Below are 20,818 nucleotides of genomic sequence, written 5' to 3' on the forward strand. Positions count from 1 at the left end.
TTCAGGCTCTCCTAAGGTGGACCTGGCACCTTTGAATCAGGAAAGCGGAACAAACCGCCGCCCTCATTCAACTCTACTACTATGTCGCACCCCACATTGCGCACCGCGGCTGTAGCCGCCTTGGCCACCATGCTGCTGGCCAGTCCCCTGGCTCAAGCCCAGCAAGCCCCCACCGGCAAAGTCAAAACTAAAACCAAGCGCGCGCAAGCTGCTACTGCCCCGGCCCCCGCTGCGGCCGGTGCTGCCTTGGCCCCGCCGCCGCCGCCCGCCGAAGGCCCCCGCCCGCCCCGCCCCGGCGACGGCGGACCCCTTCGCCCCGCGGGCCCCGGTCCGCGCCAGGGTGGCGCGCAGGCTCTCACCGATTTCAGCGGCACGCTCCTTAGCTATACCGCCGACAACGACGAGCAGGCCTATGACGCCTTCACCCTAAAAACGAGTGCTGGCACCGAAACCGTACGCTTTGCCCGCCACCAGGCTCAGGCCCTGATGGCCGCCGCCAAAGCTGGTAGCCAGGTCACGGTGGCGGGCTTCCGCGACACTGACCCCGAAGGCCGCACCACCTTGCATCTGGTGAGCCTCACGGTGGGAGGCCAAACCGTGCGCGACGTGCCCCCGCCGCCGCCCGCCGCCCTTCCCACCACAGAAACTACCACCGTGCGCGGTACCGTGCAGCGCCTATTACAAGGCCCTAATGGCCGCCCCAACGCCTTGGCACTGAATGATGGTACCATCGTGCGCCTCTCGCCCGACGCCGCTGAGCAACTGGCCGAAAAGCTGAAAGTAGGTGCTACCGTAGCTGCCGCCGGCACTCTGCGCGTGCCCGCCCCCGGCGAGGTAGCCGCCAAGCCCGTGCGTGTGCTGCGCGCCCAGACTATTACGCTCGATGGGGTGCAGTTTCTGGTGCGGTAGGCAGCTAGTGTGCCTTCAACGGCTGTCATGCTCATCTATCGTCTGTTAGGTGAGCATGAAAGCCGCGTTAAAGCCCTTTTGCTACTGCTTTACGTAGGCTGCGCAGCAGGTTTAATTTTTCTACCAAATGCGGATTTTAGTAATCGAAGACGAGCCTAGGCTGGCCGAGTTTGTGCGGCAGGGCCTAGGGCAAGCCGGCCACCTAGCCGATGGGGCCGACAACGGTGCCACCGGCCTCGAAATGGCTGCCGCTACACCTTACGACGTCATTTTGCTCGACCTGATGCTGCCCGGCCAGAATGGCCTCGACGTGCTGCGCAACCTGCGCGAGTTTGGCATCAGTACGCCCGTCATTATTGTGAGCGCGCTCGGCGGCACCGAGCACGTTATCAAGGGCCTCGATGCGGGGGCGGTCGATTACCTGCGCAAGCCTTTTGTGTTTGAAGAATTACTGGCCCGCCTGCGCACCGTGCAGCGCCGCACGGCATCGGCCGAAACGCCCGTGCTGCGCCTCGCCGACTTAGAGCTCGACCTAGTGCACCGCCGCGTGAGCCGCGCTGGCCAGCCCCTCACGCTCACCAACCGCGAGTTTGCCCTGTTAGAGCTACTGCTCCGCAATCCCAACCGCGTGGTCACCAAAACCCGCATTGCCGAGAAGGTGTGGGAAGTTGACTTTGATATGGGCTCCAACGTGATAGAGGTGCACCTTTCGCAGCTGCGCCGCAAGCTCGACCGCGCCTTTCCCAATTTGCCGCCGCTGCTCGAAACCGTGGTGGGCCACGGCTACCGGCTGCACGACCCGGCCGCCGCCCGATGAAGGCGCTGCGCGGCTTGCGCGGGCAGCTGGCGCTGGCCTTCGCGCTAGTGTTCGGGCTGGTGGTGGGGCTGGCCGGCCTCTACCAGTACCGGCAGGTGGGCCGCGTGCTACACCAGGGCGACGAGCTACGCTTGCGCGCCCGCGCCGAGGCCCTACTGAGCCGCGTCGACGTGAGTGGGACAGTGCCCGTGGTGCCGCTGCCCGTGCACGGCGAGCAGCTGCGCGTGGTCGTCGAGGCCACGGGGCAGCTGTCCCGTGAGTTGTTTCACTCGCCGGGCTTCAGGGCTTCGGACCTTGAGAATAAGCGCGATGAAATCAGTTATGTGCAAGTGCAGCAAGCCGCCTCCGACTACGTCGGCCGCCCAGTGCGGGTGCGGCTGTGGCTGGCGCATTCGGCGGCGCCACTGCTGGCCGACCTAGGGCGGGTGCGGCTGGGCCTGTGGGGCGCGCTCGCGGGCAGCCTGGGGCTGGCGGCCGCGCTGGCCGCCGTATTGGGCTGGTGGGTGCTGCGGCCGCTACGGCGCATTAGCCAGCAGGCGCGGCGCATCGGGGCGGCCCCCAGCTCCGAGCGCCTGCCCGTGCCCGCCACCGGCGACGAGGTGCAGGAGCTGGCGCAAGCTCTGAATAAAATGCTCGACCGCCTGCAAGCCGGCGCCGAGCTGCAGGACAACTTTCTGGCTGCTGCCGCCCACGAGCTGCGCACCCCGCTGGCCGTGCTGCAAACCGGTCTGGCCGTGACGCGCCAAGCCTCTGAGCTGCCCACTAGCCTGCGCGCTCCTCTCGATGCCCAAGCCCAGGAGCTGGAGCGCCTAGGTCGGTTGGTCGAAGATTTCTTGCTGGTAAGCCGCCTGCGTACCGATGCGCTGCCCCTCACACGCCACCCCGTGGCACTCGATGAGCTCGTGCTGGCCACCGCCGACCAGCTGCTGCCACGCTTCCGGGCGGCGGGCCGGCAACTGCACCTGGCCGTAGATGAGAACGTGCCCGACTACACCGTGGCCGCCGATGCCGATAAGCTAACTACCGTTATTATCAATTTGCTTGATAATGCGCTGCGCCACGCCCCGCCCGGCGCGGCCGTGCAAATAGCAGTAGGGCAGGAGCCAAAGACCGGCCTTTGCTATGCCGAAGTCAGCAATCCCATACACGCCTCGCTCGGCGACCTAGGGCGTCTCACCACCGCTCGCTACCAGGCCGATGTGCTGAGCGGCGGCGCCGGCCTGGGGCTGTGGCTCAGCAACCGCATTGCCGAGCTGCACGGCGCCCCACTGGCCCTGCGCGAAGCGGATGGCCGACTGTATGTACGCCTACGGTTGGCCCAGTAAGCAGTAGCTTGGACTATGAAGCCCAAGCTACATGCTGCTTCTACCGCGCTAGGCGCAGCCCAGTGAACTGCCAGCGCTTGTCGGCGTGGAAGAAATTGCGGTATGTGAGGCGGATATGGCTTTCGGGCGTGGAGCACGAGCCGCCGCGCAGCACCAGCTGGTTCAGCATAAACTTGCCATTATACTCGCCTAGGGCGCCGGCGGCGCGCTGGTAACCAGGGTAAGGGTGGTAGGCCGAATAAGTCCACTCCCAACAGTCGCCGAGCAGTTGGTGGCAGCGCGTGGGGTCGGCATCGGCGGCCAGCGGTTGTGGGTCGAAGTAGCCACTTTCGAGCCAGTTGCCGCCCTGCGGCGTGGCCCCAAAGTGGCGGGCAGCTACTTCCCACTCGGCCTCTGTAGGCAGGCGGCCACCGGCCCACTGCGCATAGGCATCAGCCTCGTAAAAGCTGATGTGCGACACCGGCGCGGCTAGGTCAAGCGGGGCCAGGCCCGTGGGGCCGTAGCGTAGCCATTGGCCCTCGGCCGTTTTCGACCAGTAGAGCGGCGCAGCCCAGCCTTCGCGGTTTATGAGGTCCCAGCCCTCGCCCAGCCAGTACTGAAACTGCTGGTAGCCGCTCGCTTCAATGAACTGTAGAAAGTCGCTGTTGGTCACGAGCCTGTTTTGCAGCTCAAACGGTGCTACCAGCACCTCGTGCACTGGTAGCTCATTATCAAACGAAAACTCTTCTTGCTGGTGCCCAATGGGATAAATGCCGCCCGGCACCGGTAGCCAAGTCGCCGGTGGCAATGAACCGCCCGAAGCAGGTGATTGCTCATTGCTAATTGCTAATTGCTCATTGCCTAGGTAGCCCGGCGCCAAGGGATTCGTGCTGAGGATGTACTTGATGTCCGTAGCCAACAGCTCTTGGTGCTGCTGCTCGTGGTGCAGGCCCAGCTCCAGCAGCTCGGTGGCAGCGGGGGGCAGCTCAGCTAGCCCGGCGAGCAGGGTAGCCATGTGCTCGTCTACGTAGGTGCGGTAGCGGTACACATCGGCCAGCGGCGGGCGCGAGAGGGTACCCCGGTCAGCGCGGTTCACGCGCGAGCCCAGCGAGTTGTAGTAGGAGTTGAACAGGAACGCATAGTCGGGGTGGAAGACCTCGTAGCCGGGCAGGTAGTTCTTAAGCAAGAAGGTTTCCCAAAACCAAGTGGTGTGGGCGAGGTGCCATTTGGGCGGGCTCACGTCGAGGGTGGGCTGCACCACGGTGTCTTCGGGCAGCAAGGGCTGCACCAGGGCTACCGACTGGGCCCGCACGGCTTGGTAATGAGCCGGCAAAGCGGAAAGTGCTGGCGCGGCAAAGGCAGGCGCTAGGAGGGAGGAAGAGCTGGACATGAAGGAAGGGGAGGTAGTAGAAAGAGAACCAACAATACTGATGTCAGGTTGGAATTAGCCAGTACTAACTGGCAGAACTTGTTAGTACTCGCGAATAGTAGCGGTTTTCCGCAGTAGTAAGCACGGCGCTACGGTAAGTACGTAGAGCAAGCTAAGTACTAACTGGTATTTATTGAAGGGGTTGTAGTATTTATTTGTTGAGTTGGGAAATAACGCGTTAGCTTCATCTATCCTTAAAACAAACACGACCTCCTTTCCTCCTATTTCCCCCTACTCTCATGGCAACTACCCCCACAACTGCAGCCGCTACCGGCGATGCTAAGCGTTCACTGCGCCCCGCCAATCGCATTGGTGAGAAAAGCCGCCGCGGCTTTGCCGCAATGTCCCCCGAGCAGCAGCGTCGCATCGCCAGCGAAGGCGGCCGTGCCTCGCACCAGAGCGGCCGCGGCCACCGCTTCTCGCCCGAAGAGGCCCGCGAAGCCGGCCGCAAAGGTGGCCAAATTAGCCGCCGCGGCAAAAAGAAAACCGACACTCCTTCGTAAGTAGGACACGGTTCACGAGTTGACGTACTAGGTCGGCCGGGTAGCGCAGCTGCCCGGCCGATTTGCGTTTAAGCCACTTCGCAGTTGTTACCCTAGGCTGCCATCTTTGTCCGATGCTAACTCTTTCTTACCAGCGGCGGGCCCTGCGCTTCAATTTCCCGGCCCGCACGTCGCGCGGGGCGCTCACCGAGCACGTTGCCTACTACCTTGAGCTGCGCGATGTGCGTGCATCGGGCCGGGTGGGGTGGGGCGAGGCCGCACCGCTGGCCGGGCTCAGCCCCGATTATGGGCCCGGGTTCGAAGCCCAGGTGCAGGCGCTTTGCCACGCCGTAAACCAGCAGCGCTACACTTTCTTAGAAGACATAGTGCCGGCCAGCCTCACTAGCGCGGCGCAGCCGGCCCTGCGCTTTGCCCTCGAAACGGCGGTGCTTGACTTAGCTCAGGGTGGGCGGCACCAGTTGTATACCAATGCATTCAGCCAAGGTCAGGCCAGTATTCCAATTAATGGGCTGGTGTGGATGGGCGACGCCGCCTTCATGCGCGAGCAAATCAGGCAGAAGCTGGCCGCCGGCTACTCGTGCCTGAAAGTCAAAATCGGCAGCCTAGACTTTGCTACCGAGCTGGCGTTGCTGGCCGAAATAAGGGCTGAAGCCGGGCCCGAGCAACTAGTGTTGCGTGTCGATGCCAACGGCGCTTTCAGTCCCGCCGAGGCCCTAGGTAAGCTAGAGCAGCTGGCGCGCTTCGGGGTGCACTCCATCGAGCAGCCCCTAGCGGCGGGGCAGTGGGCGTCGCTGGCCGAGGTGTGCCGGCACTCGCCCATACCGGTGGCTCTCGACGAAGAGCTGATTGGCCTCACCGACCCGGCCCAGCAAGCGGCGCTACTGGCAGCCGTGCAGCCGGCCTACCTGGTGCTGAAGCCCACGTTGCTGGGGGGGCACACGGCCACCCGCCGCTGGATTGGCCTGGCCGAAACCCACGGCCTAGGCTGGTGGATAACGTCCGCCCTGGAGTCAAACATTGGCCTGAATGCCGTGGCGCAGCTCACGGGCGAATACGATGTGGCGGGTTTTGCGCAGGGCCTGGGCACGGGCCAGCTCTACCACAACAACGTAGCCGCACCGCTACGCATTGCGCAGGGCGCGCTGCACTATGACCCCGCCGGCACCTGGGGTGCGCCTGCCCCCGAAGAGCCGACCTAGGGTCGTTGGCAGCAGATAGTTGTTTGCGCGTAGCGGCCACGTTAGTAGCAATAAACTAACGGCTGTTAGCTAACTTTAAGCACCTTTCTTAGCCTGGGTGCGCACAATGACTTATCTGGTACTTCTGGTGGTAACGCTGCGGGGAATTGGGCGCGCCATGCGCGGGTGCGCGGCGCTGCTCGGGCTGCTGGCGCTGGGCCCGGCCGGGTGGGCCCAGGGCACGCAGTCGTTCGAGTTTACGCGGCCGCGGGCCAAGCGCACCACGTTCAAGTTCGACACCCAGCGCAACCTCATCATTGTGGCCGCCCGCCTCAATGGCCGCGGGCCCTACCATTTTCTGCTTGACACGGGCGTGAGCACCAGCCTGCTCACCAATCCCAATCTGGCCGACTCGCTGCACCTGGTACGGGGCGAGGAGATGCGCGTGATAGGCACGGGCGGCGAAGACACCCCGCTGCGCGCCTACCGCACCGAAAACGTGCGTGTGGAGCTGCCCGGCCTGGTGGCCCCGCGCATGAGTTGGCTGCTGCTCTCCGACGACGCCCTCAACCTGTCGGGCTACGCTGGCACCCGCATCGATGGCATTCTGGGGGCCGAGCTTTTTCAGTCGATGGTAGTAGCCATCTGGCCCATGCGTGGGCAGCTGGTATGCCACGCGCCTGCCAGCTACCGCGCTCCGCGCCGCGGCTGGACCAGTCTGCCGCTGCACCTCAACCGCGGCAAGGCCTACCTAGAAGCCGGAGTGGAGCAGCTAGCACCAGCCAGCGGCAGTGCCGACCCGGCCTTGCCGCTGCGCCTGGTGCTGGACACGGGCGCTGGCCACGCCCTCAGCCTCGAAACCGATGCCGACCGGCGCCTGCGCCTGCCGCCCGGCCACCTGCGCACCGACCTAGGGCGCGGCCTCAGCGGCATCGTGCGCGGTAGTATCGGGCGGGTAGCCGCCATTCGGCTGGGGCGCTACCGAGTACCGCGGGTGCTCACGTCGTTCCCCGACTCGGGGCAGGTGCACAAGCGCCTGCGCGAGCACGATGCGCCGCGCCAGGGCAACCTAGGCTTCGAGCTGCTCAAGCGCTTCAACTGCGTTATCGACTACCCGCACCAGCGCCTGCTGCTGCGCCTCAATTCGCAAGGCCGCCAGCCCTTCGAGCACGATATGAGCGGCCTAGGCCTGGTCGCGGCTGGCCCCGGCTACCGCTACTGCTTGGTGCAGAGCGTAGAGGCTGGCTCGCCGGCCGCCGAGGCGGGCATCGAGGTCGAGGAAGAGCTAGTGGCCATTAACCTGCTGCCCGCGGGCTTGCTGCCGCTCACCGAAATAGCGCGGCTGCTGCGCGCCAAGGATGGCCAGCGCCTGCTGCTGGTGCTGCGCCGCCCCGACGGCGAGCTGCACTCCGTGAGCCTGCAGCTGCGCCGCCGCCTGTAGGCCAACCTAGGGCTCTGCCGCGCACAATGCCGAGGCTGGCTTTAGCTTTGGGCTGCTGCTAGCCCCTAGGGCTGAGCGGTAGCTTCTGTATTCTTCGCCTTAGTGCTTTGCTAGCTGTTCATTGGAAACGCCCCCACCCGCTATACAGGCCAACCAACACATTTACCGCGATTACTTTGACGAGGAGTTTACGCGCTCCATCGACGAAAACATTCTGCAGCTACTAGACCGGGTGTGGTTTCGCTCGCGGCTGGTAGGATTCGAGCCATTTCCGGCGCGCAATAACCCCGACCGGCCGCTGATTTTTGCTTCCAACCACTCCGGCATGGCCTTCCCCTGGGATGCCATTGTGGTGCTGGCCCACCTGTTTCGGAAGCTGCCCGACCACTACCACACCATGCCGCGCCCCATGTCGGCCCCCATGCTCTCCAAAACGGCCCTTATGAACCCGTATCTGGTGCAGCACTTCTGGAAGAAATGCGGCTGCGTAGAAGCCACGACGCTCAACTTCGAAACCATGATGTACAACCCGAGCCACAACCTTATGGTGTATCCCGAGGGCGTACCGGGCATCGGCAAGGGCTTCAACCGCAAGTACCAGCTTCAGCGTCTGGCTACCAGCATGCTGCGCATGAGCCTCATGCACGGCACCGACATCATGCCAATTTACACGGTGAATGCGGAGTACCTTAACCCCTATGCCTACAGCTTTGAGCCGATAAATCGCCTCACCAAAAAAATTGGGATTCCATTTTTGCCCCTCACGCTGCTGCTGCTGCTGGTCTTGGTGCAGCCCTGGGCGTTTTACTTTGCCCTGCCCGCTCAGCTCACCTATGTGATGGGCACCCGCATCCGGCCCAGCGAGCTGACCAGCAAAAAGCACGACGAGCTAACCCGCGATGAGTACCTAGCTCTGAGCGAAACCATTCGGCAGCAGATGCAGGCTGGCCTCGATGCCGCCGTGCAGGCTCACGGCCAGCAGCCCTACCGCTGGCGCGAGCTGTGGCAGCGCATCAAAGGCAACTGGCGCTACTTCCCGTTTTTCTTGCCCTTTGCCTGGCCGGCAGCCTTCACCGAGTTTGAGCGGCGTTTTGTTAAAAACGGCGAGCGCAATTTCAACTTGGGCCTCGACCGGCCCGGTGCCTTTTGGAAACTGTTGTGGCGCAACCCCTTAGTGCTGGCTTATTTTGTTCCGCTGCTGGGCTGGATACCCTTGGCTATCAAGGGATACCGGGGCCATCAGTTGGGCCGGCGCGGGCAGCGGCCCTAGGGAAATTGGCGCGGTGCTAGTAGCTTAGCAACCCGCTGGCAGTCACCGCGCAGCTGGCCTCACCTTTCTATTTTCCTCGCTCATGGACGACCTGTTTAAGAAATTCATCAATACCGGCGTAGGCTTCCTCTCGCAGAGCAACAAACGCGTGCAAACGGCCCTCAACAAGCTGGTGCAGGAAAGTAAAATTTCTGAGCAGGAAGGCAAGAAAATAATGGACGACCTGCTGCGTAGCGGCGAAGCCAAACGCAAAGACCTAGAAAAACAGCTGCAGGGCCTGGCCGACAACCTCAAAAACCGAGCAGGCCGGAGCAGTGAAGCCGAGGCACCCGCCCCTAAAGCAAAGGCCACTGCCAAGAAAGCGGCTGCCCCGGCTAAAGCTACCGCCGCCAAAAAAACGTCGGCCCCGAAAGCCACCAAGGCTAAAAAAGCTACCCCTAGCCCTGAGCAGGAGCCAGAATAACGTTGCTGCTAGGCTGCGCCAAGAAAGCTTCGATGGCCCCCATGGTTTCGAGGGGGGCACTCAGGTGCGGGCAGTGGCCCACGGCCGGGAGGGTCATAAGCGTAGCCTGCGGTAGATGCGCCATCCAAAATGCGCTAACCTCGGTGGGCGTAATGGCATCATCAGCGCACTGTAGCAGCAGGGTTGGTAGCCGTAGCTGCGACACATCGGCGCGGTTGTCGGCCAGGAAGGATACCCGGGCAAAATGCCGGGCCACATTTGAGTCGAGGTTGCAGAAGTAGCTGGCCAGCTCTTCGCCTAGGGAGGGAACGTGCTCAGGAGCTACCAGCAAGCCTGTAAATAGATTGGCCCAGCTATTCTGGTCAACATCAAGCAGCGCCAGCATCTGGTTAACATCCTCCAGCGAGAGGCCGCCGTAATAGCCCGGCTTATTGAGGTAACAGGGCGAGGCCGTCAGCAGCACGCATTTAGCAAAATAACTGGGCGCCTGGCTGGCCGCCAGCATGGCAATGGTGGCACCTACCGAATGCCCAATAAGCACCACCTCGCGCAAGCCCAGCACCTGGCAAATTTCGACGACATCTTGCGCGTACCGGTCGAGTGTGTTGTACGTCTGCCAGTCGTAGGCCCCTAGGTCCGATTCGCCGGTGCCTACGTAGTCAAACAGCACGACGCGGTAGCGGCTGGCCAGCGGCGTGCTGAGGTAGCGCCATATATGCTGGCTGCAGCCAAACCCATTGCAAAACAGCAGCGTTTGTGGGCCCTCCCCAATAACCCGCACATTATTGCGCCTAACAACAAGTGCGCGCTCGGTGGCCAGCGCCTCCGCTGCGCCATGCGCAGCAGGAGTTTCAGGCCAAGTGCCTGGTGCTAAAGAGGAAGGAGTTGTCATGCTATGTATAGTTGAAAAAACACAGCTGGGCTTAAATGAAGTCGCTGCCTGTTTCAATCTAAGATAGTTTATTATTAATTAATTATTAATGTGTTATGCGTTTGTTGCTATTTAATATTGCTTACTTTATATAAAATGATTTTCGCAGAAAAATAGTACTTTCATGTAGCTGGCCAGTGTGTACTATAGGTGACCCTTAGCCGGCAACAAACGCAAAAAAGCCCGCGTTAGCGGGCTTTTTGTAGGCAAATCGAGTGCGAACCTAGGCCGCCGAGTAGGTTACTTCCTTTACCGCTTTCACCACGCGGGCCACGTTGGGCAGCGAGGCTTCGATGAGGGTAGGGGCGTAGGGCAGGGGCACATCGGCGCAGGTAATGCGAACAACCGGCGCATCGAGGTAGTCGAAGGCGCGGCGCTGCACGATGTAGGCCAACTCGCTCGAGATGCTGGCCAGCGGCCAAGCCTCTTCTACTACTACCATGCGGTTAGTTTTCTTCACCGAGGCAATAAGCGTATCGTAGTCGATGGGGCGTACCGAGCGCAGGTCAATTACTTCGGCCTGAATGCCTTCTTTGGCTAGCTCGTCGGCGGCACCGAAGGCCACTTTCATCATTTTGCCAAAGCTCACGAGGGTTACGTCTTTGCCTTCGCGGGCTACGTTGGCTTTGCCAATTTCGAGGATGTACTCTTCCTCGGGCACTTCGCCTTTGTCGCCGTACATCAGCTCCGACTCCATGAAGATAACGGGGTCGGGGTCGCGGATGGAGGCTTTCAGCAAGCCTTTGGCATCGTAGGGGTTAGAAGGCACTACCACTTTGAGGCCCGGGCAGTTGGCATACCAGTTCTCGAAGTTTTGCGAGTGCTGGCTGCTAAGCATGCCCGCGTTGCCGGTAGGCCCGCGAAACACGATGGGGCAAGAGTACTGCCCGCCTGACATCGAGTAGATTTTGGCGGCCGAGTTAATTACCTGGTCAATGGCCACCAACGAGAAGTTGAAGGTCATAAACTCAATAATCGGCTTTAGGCCGTTGGCCGCCGCGCCCACGCCAATGCCAGCAAAGCCCAGCTCAGCAATCGGCGTATCAATCACACGCTCAGCGCCAAACTCGTCGAGCATGCCCTGGCTCACCTTGTAAGCTCCGTTGTATTCGGCTACTTCCTCGCCCATCAGGAAGATGGACGGGTCGCGGCGCATTTCTTCGCTCATGGCCTCGCGCAGGGCCTCGCGGAATTGAATAGTACGCATCAAATTACTGGCAAAAAGCCGGCACACGGCCGGTATGCAAAGCTACGACCAAGTGGGCGTTAGGCAAAGGAGATACAAACGCTGCTAGGTACCTATACAAGCTGAGGCTGCAACGCTACTATGGCCGCATTGATTTTAAAGCCCCACTCACTTTGAAAGAAAAATGTTAAATCGTCGGCCGGCGAGCTGCTGAGTGAAATACTATCAAACTCATCTCGCAACTCTATTGGATGGAATGAGACGCTCATTAGGAAATCGTCTTCTGTGAACGGATAGTCTACGTCTCGCTCCTTGACGCGAAAGAAGAAAATATCGCTAAAAACCAGCTTTAAGCCCGGTAGGGCAGTACCCTTCGCCCATTCTTCGAGCGAACGCCGCCAGCACAGCTCTATCTGACGGGATTGGATGGCATAGTGGAAGCTCTGAAAATCGAAGCAATTATGCAGGTCTAGGTACTGACCCTGCCAGCTCAGCGAAATCCCATCACTACCTATCTGAAAATTACGCAATTGCATAGAAGTATTACTTCAGAGCCTCGCGAAATGCTGGGCGCTGGGCGTACTCTTGAAACTCTAGGTCCTCCACGGCTTGGGTCGAGAGGTTGCGGTCGAGCTGCACGGCGCGGCGCAGCTCCTGGCCCATCGTATTTTCGTCGTGGCGGCGGGCGGCGGCCACGGCTAGGCCATAGTGTGGCGCGGCCGCCTGCGGGCGCAGGTCGAGGGCTAGGGTATACTGGGCCGCCGCTGCATCGTAGCCCCCGCGCTGAATGAGCAGCAACGCCTGGTTCATGTAGTTCTGGTAGCTGGGGCCGGCCAAGCGCAGGCTGGCTAGGGCCTGCTCGGGCTGACCAATCTGGATTTCGAGCGCCGCCCGGTCAGAGAAGATTTTGCGCAGCATGGGCCGCGAGCCACCTAGCTTGATGGCGTAGTCGTAGTCCTGCAGCGCCTCCAGGGTTTCCTGAGCCTGGCGATGGGCCGTAGCGGCACGATAAAACAGCTCGGCCGTAGGGTGGCGGTGGGCCGCTAGGGTAAAGTTGACAGCCGCCCGGTGGTAATAGGCCTTCTGCACGCGTTCGGTAGGCTCCTTGGCGGCGCGCATGGCTAGCACAGTGGCTAGGTTATAAAATGCCTCCCAATTAGCGGTGCTGGCCGCCGATAGCTCGTAGATGCGCTGCTTTTCGGCCAGCAGCGGCGTGAGTGTGGCCGAGTAGCGCAGTTCCTCGGGGGTGAGGGCCTCGATGTCGGCCTGCTTTTCTACCATCTTCTTACTCAAGAGGTACACCTCCGAGTCGTAGCGGGGCGGGGCGGTGTAGGTGACGGCCACCGTACCCCAGCGCAACACCGGGTAGATGTACTCTTCGAGATAATCGAAGTAGCTGAGCTTGTGCAGCGCCTTTTCCTTCTGGGCAAACGTGCCCCGCGTATCGTTGATGATGGAGATGACCGAATCTTGCTGCGCAGGCTTGAGCACCGAGTTTTGCACTTGGTTCAAGAACAGCTCCCAGCTGCGACGGTAGGCAATGGTATCGAACTTAATATTCTCCACCTTATTGAGATACGAAAAGCCCTTGACCCGCTGCTTGTAGTAGTAGAGTAGCATCTTCACACGCTTGCTGGCTAGGGCGGGCTGGTGCGCATCAGTAGAGTCGGGCGAGTGGCCGGCCGCAATGAGCACGCGCTGGGTGTGCTGGTTGGCATCAATTAGGTCTTCGAGCGCGGCAATATTGGTACCTAGGTGCGAGCGGATAAACCACTTGCCTTGGTCGAAGTACAGGGGTAGCAGGCGCGTGCCACTCATCACGTTGCTGGCGTGCTCGGGCAGCAGTGCCAGGGCCGAGTCTTCGACCACCACGCGGCGGCCGGGGTCCGAAATACCGCGGGCCACCAGCGTTTCGGTGCTGGCGCGCAGCACTTTGCCATGGGGCTTGGTTTCGCGCACCTGGCCACGGGCCATGAGCTGGCCCGGCGAGCGCCGGGGCGTGTTGGCGATGGCGAAGCGGTTGCGGCTCACGAGGCGGCCCTTCACCGAGTCGTCGTAGGTGTATTTGCCCTGGCCAAAGGAGAGCCGGCCCACCGTGTCGAGGCGCAGGTCGTGGTCGTAGCGGTAGGTGAGTACTACCTCGTACACAGCGCCTTTGCGCAAGTGGTTGGCGCCAGTCTTGGCGGTGGCCTCGAAAGGCACAGCATCGCCCACGGCGGTGAGGGGCGCGGGTGCTGCCTGCACCCGCCGGCCGGCCTCTGCCCGCTTGAGCATGGCGGGTAGGGGAGAGCAAGCGGTGGGCAGGGCCAACACCAAAAACCAGCGGCCCAGCTTGCTAGCGGAGCGGCCGATGAAAAATAATTGTTTTTTTTGTTGCAACGGAATCGTCTTTTACGGCAGCTTAAACGTAGAAAGCGACCTAGGCAGGTATACCGGCCCCACTTTAACTGGGTAAGCTACCGGTAATAAGCACGATACAAATTGCAGGCAGCCGCCGGGCATTGTATCTTGGCCTAGCAAAGTTGCACCACCCCTCCCGAAACTCACCTATGAAACGCGTCACCGACTTTATCGAAACGCAGTCCTTCGGGCTGTGCTCGGCGCTGGGGCAGCGCTGGGGTTTTAGTACGCGCAGCGTCCGGCTGTCGTTCGTGTACGCTTCGTTTTTTACGTTTGGCTCGCCCGTCGTGCTGTATTTCGCCGGCGTATTCTGGATGAATATCCGCCACGCTATGCGCCAGCAGCGCAGCACTGTGTGGGACCTTTAATAGCATAACGAATTAAAAATTATGAGTTAGGAATTGCTGCATGACATGCAGCAATTCCTAACTCATAATTGTGCGAAGCGCTTCTTGCTCTGAGCAAAATAGGCCCACACGATACTGCCGCGGTAGGTGCCCGGCCGTTGGCGGGCCAGTAGCCGCGGCTTAGCCAACTTGCGCCGCCGCCACCAGTAACCTAGGCGCATAAAGAAATGCAGGTGCGCTCGGCCCACGGCTTGCGCCTCGGGCCAATTGCCGACTGCCAAGAAGCGTAGCCCAGCTACCCAGTCGAGCAGCACCCGCAGGATGAAAAAGCCGGCTAGCTCGCCCGGCGCGGCATTTTTGAAGAGCAACGCCAGACCGTTGCGAAAGTTGAGGTAAGTTTTACGGGGGTTCGACTTGGGGAGGGTGCCACCTCCCACGTGGTGCACCGTGCCGCTGCCGTGGTACCAAACTTCGTAGCCCGCATTCTGGGCGCGCCAGCAAAAGTCTATTTCTTCCATGTGAGCAAAAAAGGCGGGCTCGAAGCCACCTAGGGCCCGCCAAGCGGTGGTGCGCACCAAGCAGCAGGCGCCGCTGGCCCAGGCCACGGGGCGCGGGTCGTCGTACTGGCCGTGGTCGGTTTCGAGGGTGTCGAAGAGGCGGCCTCGGCAAAACGGGTACCCTAGCTCGTCGAGGTAGCCGCCGCCGGCCCCCGCGTGCTCAAACAGCGTGGGGTTGTCGTAAGCCAGCACTTTGGGCTGCACGGCCGCGATGCGTGGGTTGGCGTGCAGCAGCTCGTAGAGCGGTAGCAGCCAGCCGGACTGCACCTCCACATCGGAGTTGAGCAGCACGAAGTAGGGGCTATCGAGCCGGACCAGCGCCTGGTTATAGCCCTCACAAAACCCTAGGTTCTCGGTAAAGGCCAGCACCTCTACGGTCGGAAAGTCGGTGCGCAGCAGACCTAGGGAATCATCCGTCGAGGCATTGTCGGCTACTACCACGCGGGCTTCGCCAGCATGCCGCAACACGCCGGGCAAGAATCGGCGCAGGAAGTGTGCCCCGTTGTAATTCAGAATCACAATGGCGACCTCCGCCAGGCTCCCAACTGGCGAAGGGGCAGCCGTCGCAGCAAATGCCGCGGCGGCTGCCCCTTCGCCGGTTGGCTGTTCTAACGCATTAGCCCCCAAAGTTGCTCAGGTCGAGGCCGGGGATGTTGGGCAGCATGCCGCTGGTTTGGCGCTGCAATTCTTGGCGGGCCATTTCGGCGGCGGCATCCAGGGCTTTGTTGGCGGCGGCCACTACGAGGTCGGGCAGCATCTCGCGGTCTTCCGGCGTCAGCAGCGAAGGGTCGATGTCGAGCTTAACGAGTTGGCGCTGGCCGTTGGCAGTAGCTTTTACGAGGCCACCCCCTGCTTCGCCGGTGGCGGTAAGGTGCTGAAGCTGAGATTGGGCCTGCTGCATCTTGTCTTGCAGCTCTTTCACTTTGCCCATCATGCCCATCATGTCAAATGCCATAGTATAGGTGCGTTTGTAGCGGTTTAAGTACGTTTCTATCCGCTGGTAGCGGATAGTAGTTGGTGTTGATAGCTCACGGCATAGCGCATTTGGCAAGGCCACAATAGCCTTAGCTAAACAGGCTCGCGCTAGCAGAACCGTAGTAGCGAGATAAGAAATAGACTTGACCAACCTTGCTAGTACCACAAAGCTAAGTCTACGAAATTCGTTCGGAGCATGGCTAGCCGCGGAACTGCACGAGCGAAGCCGCTACCTGTGCGCTACGCGCTGCGCAGCGGCGACTGCCACCCTAGGCCGATAGCCTTGTGGGTATCTCCAAAAGCTGCGGGATAGGCCGCCTAGGTTGGCTTTCGGCATTTTGGCTGAAACAAAGGGCATTTCAACTCAATCGGCTGGGTGGGCAGGCGGGACCTTTGCCTCATCAATCAACCAAAAATAACTCCTAATGAAAGCGGTAAGAATCCATGCCTTTGGCGGTCCCGAAGTACTACAGCTAGAAGACGTGGCGCGGCCCGTGCCAGCGCCCGACGAGATACTGATTCAGGTGCAGGCCAGCGGCGTAAACCCCGTGGACTGGGTGGTGCGCGAGGGCGGCAACGATGCGCTCCGGGCCTTTCTTACCCTGCCCCTGACCCTAGGTTGGGATGCGGCCGGCACGGTGGCCGAAGTGGGCAGCGACGTCACCGCCTTCCAAAAAGGTGATGTCGTGTATGGCGTCCCCAACTTTACTGGCAACGGCAGCTACGCCGAGTACTGCGCGGCCAAAGCCAGCCAGTTTGCTCGCAAGCCCGGTAGCCTGAGCTTTGTGGAGGCAGCGGCTGTACCGCTAGCCGGCCTTACGGCCTGGGCGGCGCTGTTTGAGCAGGGCCAGCTGCGGGCCGGCCAGCGCGTGCTCATTCAGGGCGCCTCGGGCGGGGTGGGCAGCTTTGCGGTGCAGTTTGCCAAGGCCAAAGGCGCCTATGTCATTGGCGTAGCCTCGGCCAGCAACCTAGGATACTTGCGGGAGCTAGGGGCCGACGAAGTGATTGACTACCGCAGTCAACCACTCGCCGACGCGGTGCGCGACGTAGATGTGGTGCTTGAAGCCTCGCCCGTGCGCGACAACGCGGAGCGCCTGAAGGCAGTATCCTTGCTCAAAGAAGGCGGCATCTTCGTGAGCGTCAACCTCGATTATCCGTTCAACGAGGAAGTACTGGCGGCCCTGGCCCAGAAGCACGCCACTGGCGCCCTGTCGGCCAACCAGCCCCGGCAGGACTGGCTGACCGAAATAGCCCAGCTCATCGACGCTGGCCAGGTGAAGGTGCTCGTGAGCAAGGTATTTTCGCTGGCGCAAGTGGCCGAGGCCCACCGCGAAAGCGCCACTTGGCACGTGCGGGGCAAGCTGGTGCTAGACGTAGCAAACGCAATAGAGCCAGCATGAGACACTTCAAAACGATAAGCGAGTTTCACGAGTTTTTGGAGCTGCCCCCGCCGCTGCACCCGCTGCTCAGCGTGCTGGATGTGAGCACCGTGCCGCACCGCTACGGCCAGGAGCCCCTGACCATGCACCTAGATTTTTACACCATCGCGGTCAAGCGGATGCGCAATGTTCACTCCACTTATGGGCAGCATCCGTTTGATTTTAAGGAGGGCGTGCTCTCCTTCATGGCGCCTAACCAAGTGTTTAGCATTGCCACGGCCAATCAGGATGAAGCTGTGGAAAAGTCGGGATGGGTGGTGTATATCCATCCCGATTTTATCTGGAACACGCCGCTGGCGGCCACCATCAAGCACTATGACTTCTGGGACTACTCGCTGCACGAAGCCTTGTTTATGTCGGCTAAGGAGGAAGCAACTATTCTGGCTATTATTCAGACGATAGCGCAAGAGCACAGCGCCAACCTCGACCGCTTCAGCAAGCAAATTATCGCCTCGCAGCTCGAAAGCCTGCTGCACTACGCCGACCGATTTTACCACCGCCAGTTCCTAACCCGCGACAAGGCCAACCACGAGGTGCTCGAACGGGTCGAAGCGCTGCTCGACGCCTATTTCGACAGCGACGACCTAGCGGAAAAGGGCCTGCCCACCGTGCGCTACGTGGCTGAGCACCTGCACCTGTCGCCCAAGTACCTCAGCAGCCTGCTGCGTGTCGTGACCGGGCAAAACACCCAGCAGCACATTCACGCCAAGCTGATTGCCAAAGCCAAAGAGAAGCTATCAACCACCACCCTAACCGTGAGCGAAATCGCCTACGAACTGGGCTTCGAGCACTTGCAGTCGTTTAGCAAGCTCTTTAAAGCCAAGACCAACCTGTCGCCGCTAGAGTTTCGGACTTCTTTCAATTAGCACAAAGCGTACCGAAGGCTTAGCCCGCCTAGCGGTCCTCAGGCACCCTAGGATACTCAGCGCCTGAAGCTGGCGGTGTGAGCGGGCGTGTGCGCAGCAGCTTCGGCCGCCGCTTCTGAGGCAGCCGTGGCCGGCCCCACGGGCCCCTTGCTATGCTGGTGCTGCCAGAAGCTCCAAACCAAGCCCATGCCGGCCAGCAGCACCATGAGCGTGTACACGATGCGGTTCTGGCGGAAGATAATTTCGTTGGCTTTCACGGGAATAGCTGTAAAAGGTGAACTGCGCCTGAAACGTGGGGTAGCGGCCGCTAGTTGCGCCGCACCAGGCGCGGGGAGGTCAAAAACTGCCGGTACCAGTAGCCCGAGTCTTTGAGGGTGCGCTGCTGGGTTTCGTAGTCGATGTGCACCAGCCCAAAGCGCGGCCCGTAGCCGGCGGCCCACTCAAAATTGTCGGTGAGTGACCAGGCAAAAAAGCCCTCTACCGGTACGCCCTCGCGCTGTGCCCGCAGCGTTTGGCCAATGGCCGCCTGCAAGTAGGCCCGGCGGGCGTGGTCGGCCACGCGGCCCCCCTCGCAGGTGTCGGGGAAGGCCGCGCCGCTCTCCGTAACGACCAGGGGCGGGGCGTTGTCGTAGGCCGCAAACTGCTTGAGCATGTGGTAGACCGACTCGGGGTAAACTTCCCAGTCCATGTCGGTGCAGGCCACCCCGCGCTGGCGGGCGGGCACCAGGCTTGCCCACTGGGGTGGCAGCCAGGGCGAAAAGCGCACCACCTCGCGGGTGTAGTTCTGCACGCCCCAGAAGTCAAAATCGAACGCTAGGCGCGCCTCGTCGCCGGGCTGCTGGTAGCGGGCCAGCAGCCAGCGCAGGGCCGGCAGCTCCTCGGTAGGGTACCCTAGGCCGAGGGTGGGCTCCACAAAAAAGCGGTTGAGCACGGCATCGGCGCGGCGGGTGGCGGCGATATCGCGGGCCAAGTCGGGGCGGTGCGGGGTCAGGTACGAGCACGAAAAAGTGGTGCCAATCTGGGCCGAGGCGGGCAGGGCCGCCCGCAGCGCCCGGCCGCCCTCGGCCTGGGCCAGCGTGGCGTGGTGGGCCGCCGCCAAAAAGGCCCCTAGGTGCCGCCGCCCCGGCGCGTGCACGCCCAGCAGGTGCCCGGCTCCCACAAAGGCCATGGGCTCGTTGAGAACCATCCAGTGAGCCACGCGGTCGCCGAGGTGGTGAGCCATAGTGGCGGCATAGTCGGCGAGCCAGCCAACGATGCTGCGATTGGCCCAGCCGCCGCGGGCTTGCAAGGCGCTGGGCAGGTCCCAGTGGTAGAGCGTGAGCCAGGGGCGCAGCTCGCGCTCAAGGCAGGCATCGACCAGCCGGTCGTAGAAGTCGAGCCCGCGGCGATTGGTGGCGCCCACGCCCTTGGGGAGCACCCGCGGCCACGACACCGAGAAGCGAAAATCAGTGAGCCCCATGGCCTGAGCCAAGTCTAGGTCTTGCTCGTAGCGGTGGTAAAAATCAGTAGCCACCCGCCCGTGCTCGCTCCGCCGAATGGCACCTTTGCGGCGCGTAAAATCATCCCAAATGCTGGGCTCTTTGCCCTGATGCTGCCAGGCGCCCTCCACCTGGTACGCGGCAGTAGCAGCCCCCCAGTAGAACCTAGGGCCAAAATCAGCCCGCGTGAAATCGGCCGGGGTAGTGGGCGGAAAGAATGCCGCCGGCAGCGAGCCAGCGGGCAAGGGGGCAACGACGGAGGAAGTAGGCATGGGCACGGCAAGCTACGCGGAGGCAGCTTGGGAAGAAACAACGGCCGGCCGCTGCTCGTGCAACAGCTGGTCCAGAACAGCGGCGGTTTGGTCGGGGTAGTGCACGGGCACCGGCTGGCCTTGCCACAGCCAGTCATCGACCACCGATAGGCTTTTGTGCTTGAAGTTTTTGATGACGGGCACGCCTAGGTGGGCCAGCGCGGCGGCATTGCACTGCTGCTCGTACTGCTGCTTCATGGGCATCACCAGCAGCTTTTTGCCCAGGAACAACGCCTCGGCAGGGGTTTCGAAGCCGGCGCCGCAGAGCACCCCCTCGGCCCGCGCCAGGCTATCGAGAAAGGCTGGGCCGCTCACGGGCCACACGCGCACATTGCCGTAGGTGGCGGGCGCGTGGCTGTGCTTACTGAAGATTTCCCAGCGCGTGCGACGGCTCAGGTAGCGCAGGCGGGCCACCAGGGTTGCCTCTTCAAAAGCGGGCAGGTACACAGTGTAGTGGCCATCATTAGTGGGCGTGAGGGCCCGCACCTGCTGCCGAATGACGGGCGTGGCAATGCCCGGCGCATAAGCCTGAAAATGGAAGCCGTACTGGGCCGTACTAGGCGCATAGTGGCGCAGTACGGCCCGGCCGGCGGGGTCTTCGGACTTGGGGCGGGGGGCGGCGGGGTGCAGCACGGCGCTCTGGTGGCTGAGGGCCACGCAGGGCACCCCACGCAGCCGGCACGCCCAACTCGATACGGGCTCAAAATCACTGATGACCAAGTCGTAGTCGCGCACGGGCAAGTGCCTTATCTCGTGCACAAAGCGCGCCGAGTTGAACTGCTGCACGGTCTTGACAAAATTGATACCACCCTTTTTGCCAAATAAAAAGCCCATGCCCCGTGCCTGGTAGCGCACCTCGAAGGGCAGCGCGAGGTCGGCGGGCGGCCCGCTCACCAGCACATCGAGCTGGTCGCAGCGGTCTTGCAGCAGCGGCACTATGTCGAAGGCCCGGCTAAGATGGCCATTGCCGGTGCCCTGGATGGCGTAAAGGATTCGCAACGTGTAATTATAAAA

21 protein-coding genes are annotated in these 20,818 nt (G+C 61.7%); 11 read left to right on the forward strand and 10 right to left on the reverse strand.

Annotation, left to right across the window (positions count from 1 at the left end):
• The first annotated feature begins 81 nt into the window (after positions 1–81).
• From JAO77_RS00825 to JAO77_RS00835, 3 genes are all read left to right on the forward strand, one after another.
• Positions 82–909 carry a hypothetical protein gene (locus tag JAO77_RS00825; protein WP_198988380.1) on the forward strand — a complete coding sequence of 276 codons (828 nt, stop codon included), beginning with the start codon at positions 82–84 and terminating at the stop codon, positions 907–909.
• A gap of 127 nt (positions 910–1,036) precedes the next feature.
• Entirely contained in the window at positions 1,037–1,726 is a 690-nt protein-coding gene (locus JAO77_RS00830) for a response regulator transcription factor (RefSeq protein ID WP_198988381.1), read from the forward strand.
• Entirely contained in the window at positions 1,723–3,051 is a 1,329-nt protein-coding gene (locus JAO77_RS00835) for a HAMP domain-containing sensor histidine kinase (RefSeq protein WP_198988382.1), read from the forward strand. Before JAO77_RS00830 ends, JAO77_RS00835 begins: the two co-directional genes overlap by 4 nt.
• A 40-nt stretch (positions 3,052–3,091) precedes the next feature.
• On the opposite strand, the gene egtB is transcribed toward JAO77_RS00835, so the two are convergent.
• Positions 3,092–4,420 carry an ergothioneine biosynthesis protein EgtB gene (gene egtB, locus JAO77_RS00840; protein ID WP_198988383.1) on the reverse strand — a complete coding sequence of 443 codons (1,329 nt, stop codon included), beginning with the start codon at positions 4,418–4,420 and terminating at the stop codon, positions 3,092–3,094.
• 278 nt (positions 4,421–4,698) lie between these two features.
• Here egtB and JAO77_RS00845 point away from each other — a divergent pair, with 278 nt between their 5' ends.
• The 5 genes from JAO77_RS00845 to JAO77_RS00865 all read left to right on the forward strand — a co-directional run bounded on the left by JAO77_RS00845 (position 4,699) and on the right by JAO77_RS00865 (position 9,314).
• Complete coding sequence (locus JAO77_RS00845) at positions 4,699–4,962, forward strand: con-10 family general stress protein (RefSeq protein ID WP_198989499.1); 264 nt, start codon at positions 4,699–4,701, stop codon at positions 4,960–4,962.
• A 113-nt stretch (positions 4,963–5,075) separates the two neighbouring features.
• Positions 5,076–6,161 carry an o-succinylbenzoate synthase gene (menC, locus tag JAO77_RS00850; protein WP_198988384.1) on the forward strand — a complete coding sequence of 362 codons (1,086 nt, stop codon included), beginning with the start codon at positions 5,076–5,078 and terminating at the stop codon, positions 6,159–6,161.
• Positions 6,162–6,267: 106 nt separating this feature from the next.
• Positions 6,268–7,581: an aspartyl protease family protein gene (locus JAO77_RS00855; protein WP_198988385.1), complete on the forward strand. Its 1,314-nt coding sequence runs from the start codon at positions 6,268–6,270 to the stop codon at positions 7,579–7,581.
• A 121-nt stretch (positions 7,582–7,702) separates the two neighbouring features.
• The gene (locus tag JAO77_RS00860) at positions 7,703–8,851 is read left to right on the forward strand and encodes a lysophospholipid acyltransferase family protein (RefSeq protein ID WP_213019304.1); all 1,149 of its coding nucleotides are present in this window, start codon (positions 7,703–7,705) and stop codon (positions 8,849–8,851) included.
• A gap of 82 nt (positions 8,852–8,933) precedes the next feature.
• Positions 8,934–9,314, forward strand: coding sequence for a phasin family protein (locus JAO77_RS00865; RefSeq protein WP_198988386.1), 381 nt, complete (start codon positions 8,934–8,936; stop codon positions 9,312–9,314).
• On the opposite strand, the gene JAO77_RS00870 is transcribed toward JAO77_RS00865, so the two are convergent.
• The 4 genes from JAO77_RS00870 to JAO77_RS00885 form a co-directional block, all read right to left on the reverse strand.
• A complete protein-coding gene (locus JAO77_RS00870) occupies positions 9,289–10,206 on the reverse strand; it encodes an alpha/beta fold hydrolase (RefSeq protein WP_198988387.1) in 918 nt (305 codons plus the stop codon). The two genes, JAO77_RS00865 and JAO77_RS00870, sit on opposite strands and share 26 nt — an antisense overlap.
• 262 nt (positions 10,207–10,468) lie before the next feature.
• Positions 10,469–11,452, reverse strand: coding sequence for a pyruvate dehydrogenase complex E1 component subunit beta (locus JAO77_RS00875; protein WP_198988388.1), 984 nt, complete (start codon positions 11,450–11,452; stop codon positions 10,469–10,471).
• Between the two features lie 92 nt (positions 11,453–11,544).
• On the reverse strand, positions 11,545–11,967 hold the full coding sequence (locus JAO77_RS00880) for a hypothetical protein (protein WP_198988389.1): 423 nt from the start codon (positions 11,965–11,967) through the stop codon (positions 11,545–11,547).
• A gap of 7 nt (positions 11,968–11,974) precedes the next feature.
• Positions 11,975–13,810: a tetratricopeptide repeat protein gene (locus tag JAO77_RS00885; protein WP_198988390.1), complete on the reverse strand. Its 1,836-nt coding sequence runs from the start codon at positions 13,808–13,810 to the stop codon at positions 11,975–11,977.
• 170 nt (positions 13,811–13,980) lie between these two features.
• Here JAO77_RS00885 and JAO77_RS00890 point away from each other — a divergent pair, with 170 nt between their 5' ends.
• Positions 13,981–14,199: a PspC domain-containing protein gene (locus JAO77_RS00890; RefSeq protein WP_198988391.1), complete on the forward strand. Its 219-nt coding sequence runs from the start codon at positions 13,981–13,983 to the stop codon at positions 14,197–14,199.
• Between the two features lie 62 nt (positions 14,200–14,261).
• On the opposite strand, the gene JAO77_RS00895 is transcribed toward JAO77_RS00890, so the two are convergent.
• Together JAO77_RS00895 and JAO77_RS00900 are read right to left on the reverse strand one after the other, a co-directional pair.
• A complete protein-coding gene (locus JAO77_RS00895) occupies positions 14,262–15,254 on the reverse strand; it encodes a glycosyltransferase family 2 protein (protein WP_370549429.1) in 993 nt (330 codons plus the stop codon).
• A gap of 97 nt (positions 15,255–15,351) precedes the next feature.
• The gene (locus JAO77_RS00900; protein WP_198988392.1) at positions 15,352–15,690 is read right to left on the reverse strand and encodes a YbaB/EbfC family nucleoid-associated protein; all 339 of its coding nucleotides are present in this window, start codon (positions 15,688–15,690) and stop codon (positions 15,352–15,354) included.
• 445 nt (positions 15,691–16,135) lie between these two features.
• Between JAO77_RS00900 and JAO77_RS00905 the strand changes: the two genes are divergently transcribed.
• Together JAO77_RS00905 and JAO77_RS00910 are read left to right on the forward strand one after the other, a co-directional pair.
• Positions 16,136–17,110: an NADP-dependent oxidoreductase gene (locus JAO77_RS00905; protein WP_198988393.1), complete on the forward strand. Its 975-nt coding sequence runs from the start codon at positions 16,136–16,138 to the stop codon at positions 17,108–17,110.
• Complete coding sequence (locus JAO77_RS00910) at positions 17,107–18,015, forward strand: helix-turn-helix domain-containing protein (RefSeq protein ID WP_198988394.1); 909 nt, start codon at positions 17,107–17,109, stop codon at positions 18,013–18,015. Before JAO77_RS00905 ends, JAO77_RS00910 begins: the two co-directional genes overlap by 4 nt.
• A 56-nt stretch (positions 18,016–18,071) precedes the next feature.
• Here the strand turns inward: JAO77_RS00910 and JAO77_RS00915 are convergent, their stop codons facing one another.
• The 3 genes from JAO77_RS00915 to JAO77_RS00925 are packed head-to-tail and all read right to left on the reverse strand — an operon-like array spanning position 18,072 to position 20,803.
• A complete protein-coding gene (locus tag JAO77_RS00915) occupies positions 18,072–18,272 on the reverse strand; it encodes a hypothetical protein (RefSeq protein WP_198988395.1) in 201 nt (66 codons plus the stop codon).
• Between the two features lie 50 nt (positions 18,273–18,322).
• The gene (locus tag JAO77_RS00920) at positions 18,323–19,765 is read right to left on the reverse strand and encodes a GH1 family beta-glucosidase (RefSeq protein ID WP_198988396.1); all 1,443 of its coding nucleotides are present in this window, start codon (positions 19,763–19,765) and stop codon (positions 18,323–18,325) included.
• 12 nt (positions 19,766–19,777) lie between these two features.
• A complete protein-coding gene (locus tag JAO77_RS00925; protein WP_198988397.1) occupies positions 19,778–20,803 on the reverse strand; it encodes a glycosyltransferase family protein in 1,026 nt (341 codons plus the stop codon).
• Between the last annotated feature and the right edge of the window lie 15 nt (positions 20,804–20,818).

This window comes from Hymenobacter sp. BT559 (assembly GCF_016427535.1).
GTDB lineage: Bacteria > Bacteroidota > Bacteroidia > Cytophagales > Hymenobacteraceae > Hymenobacter.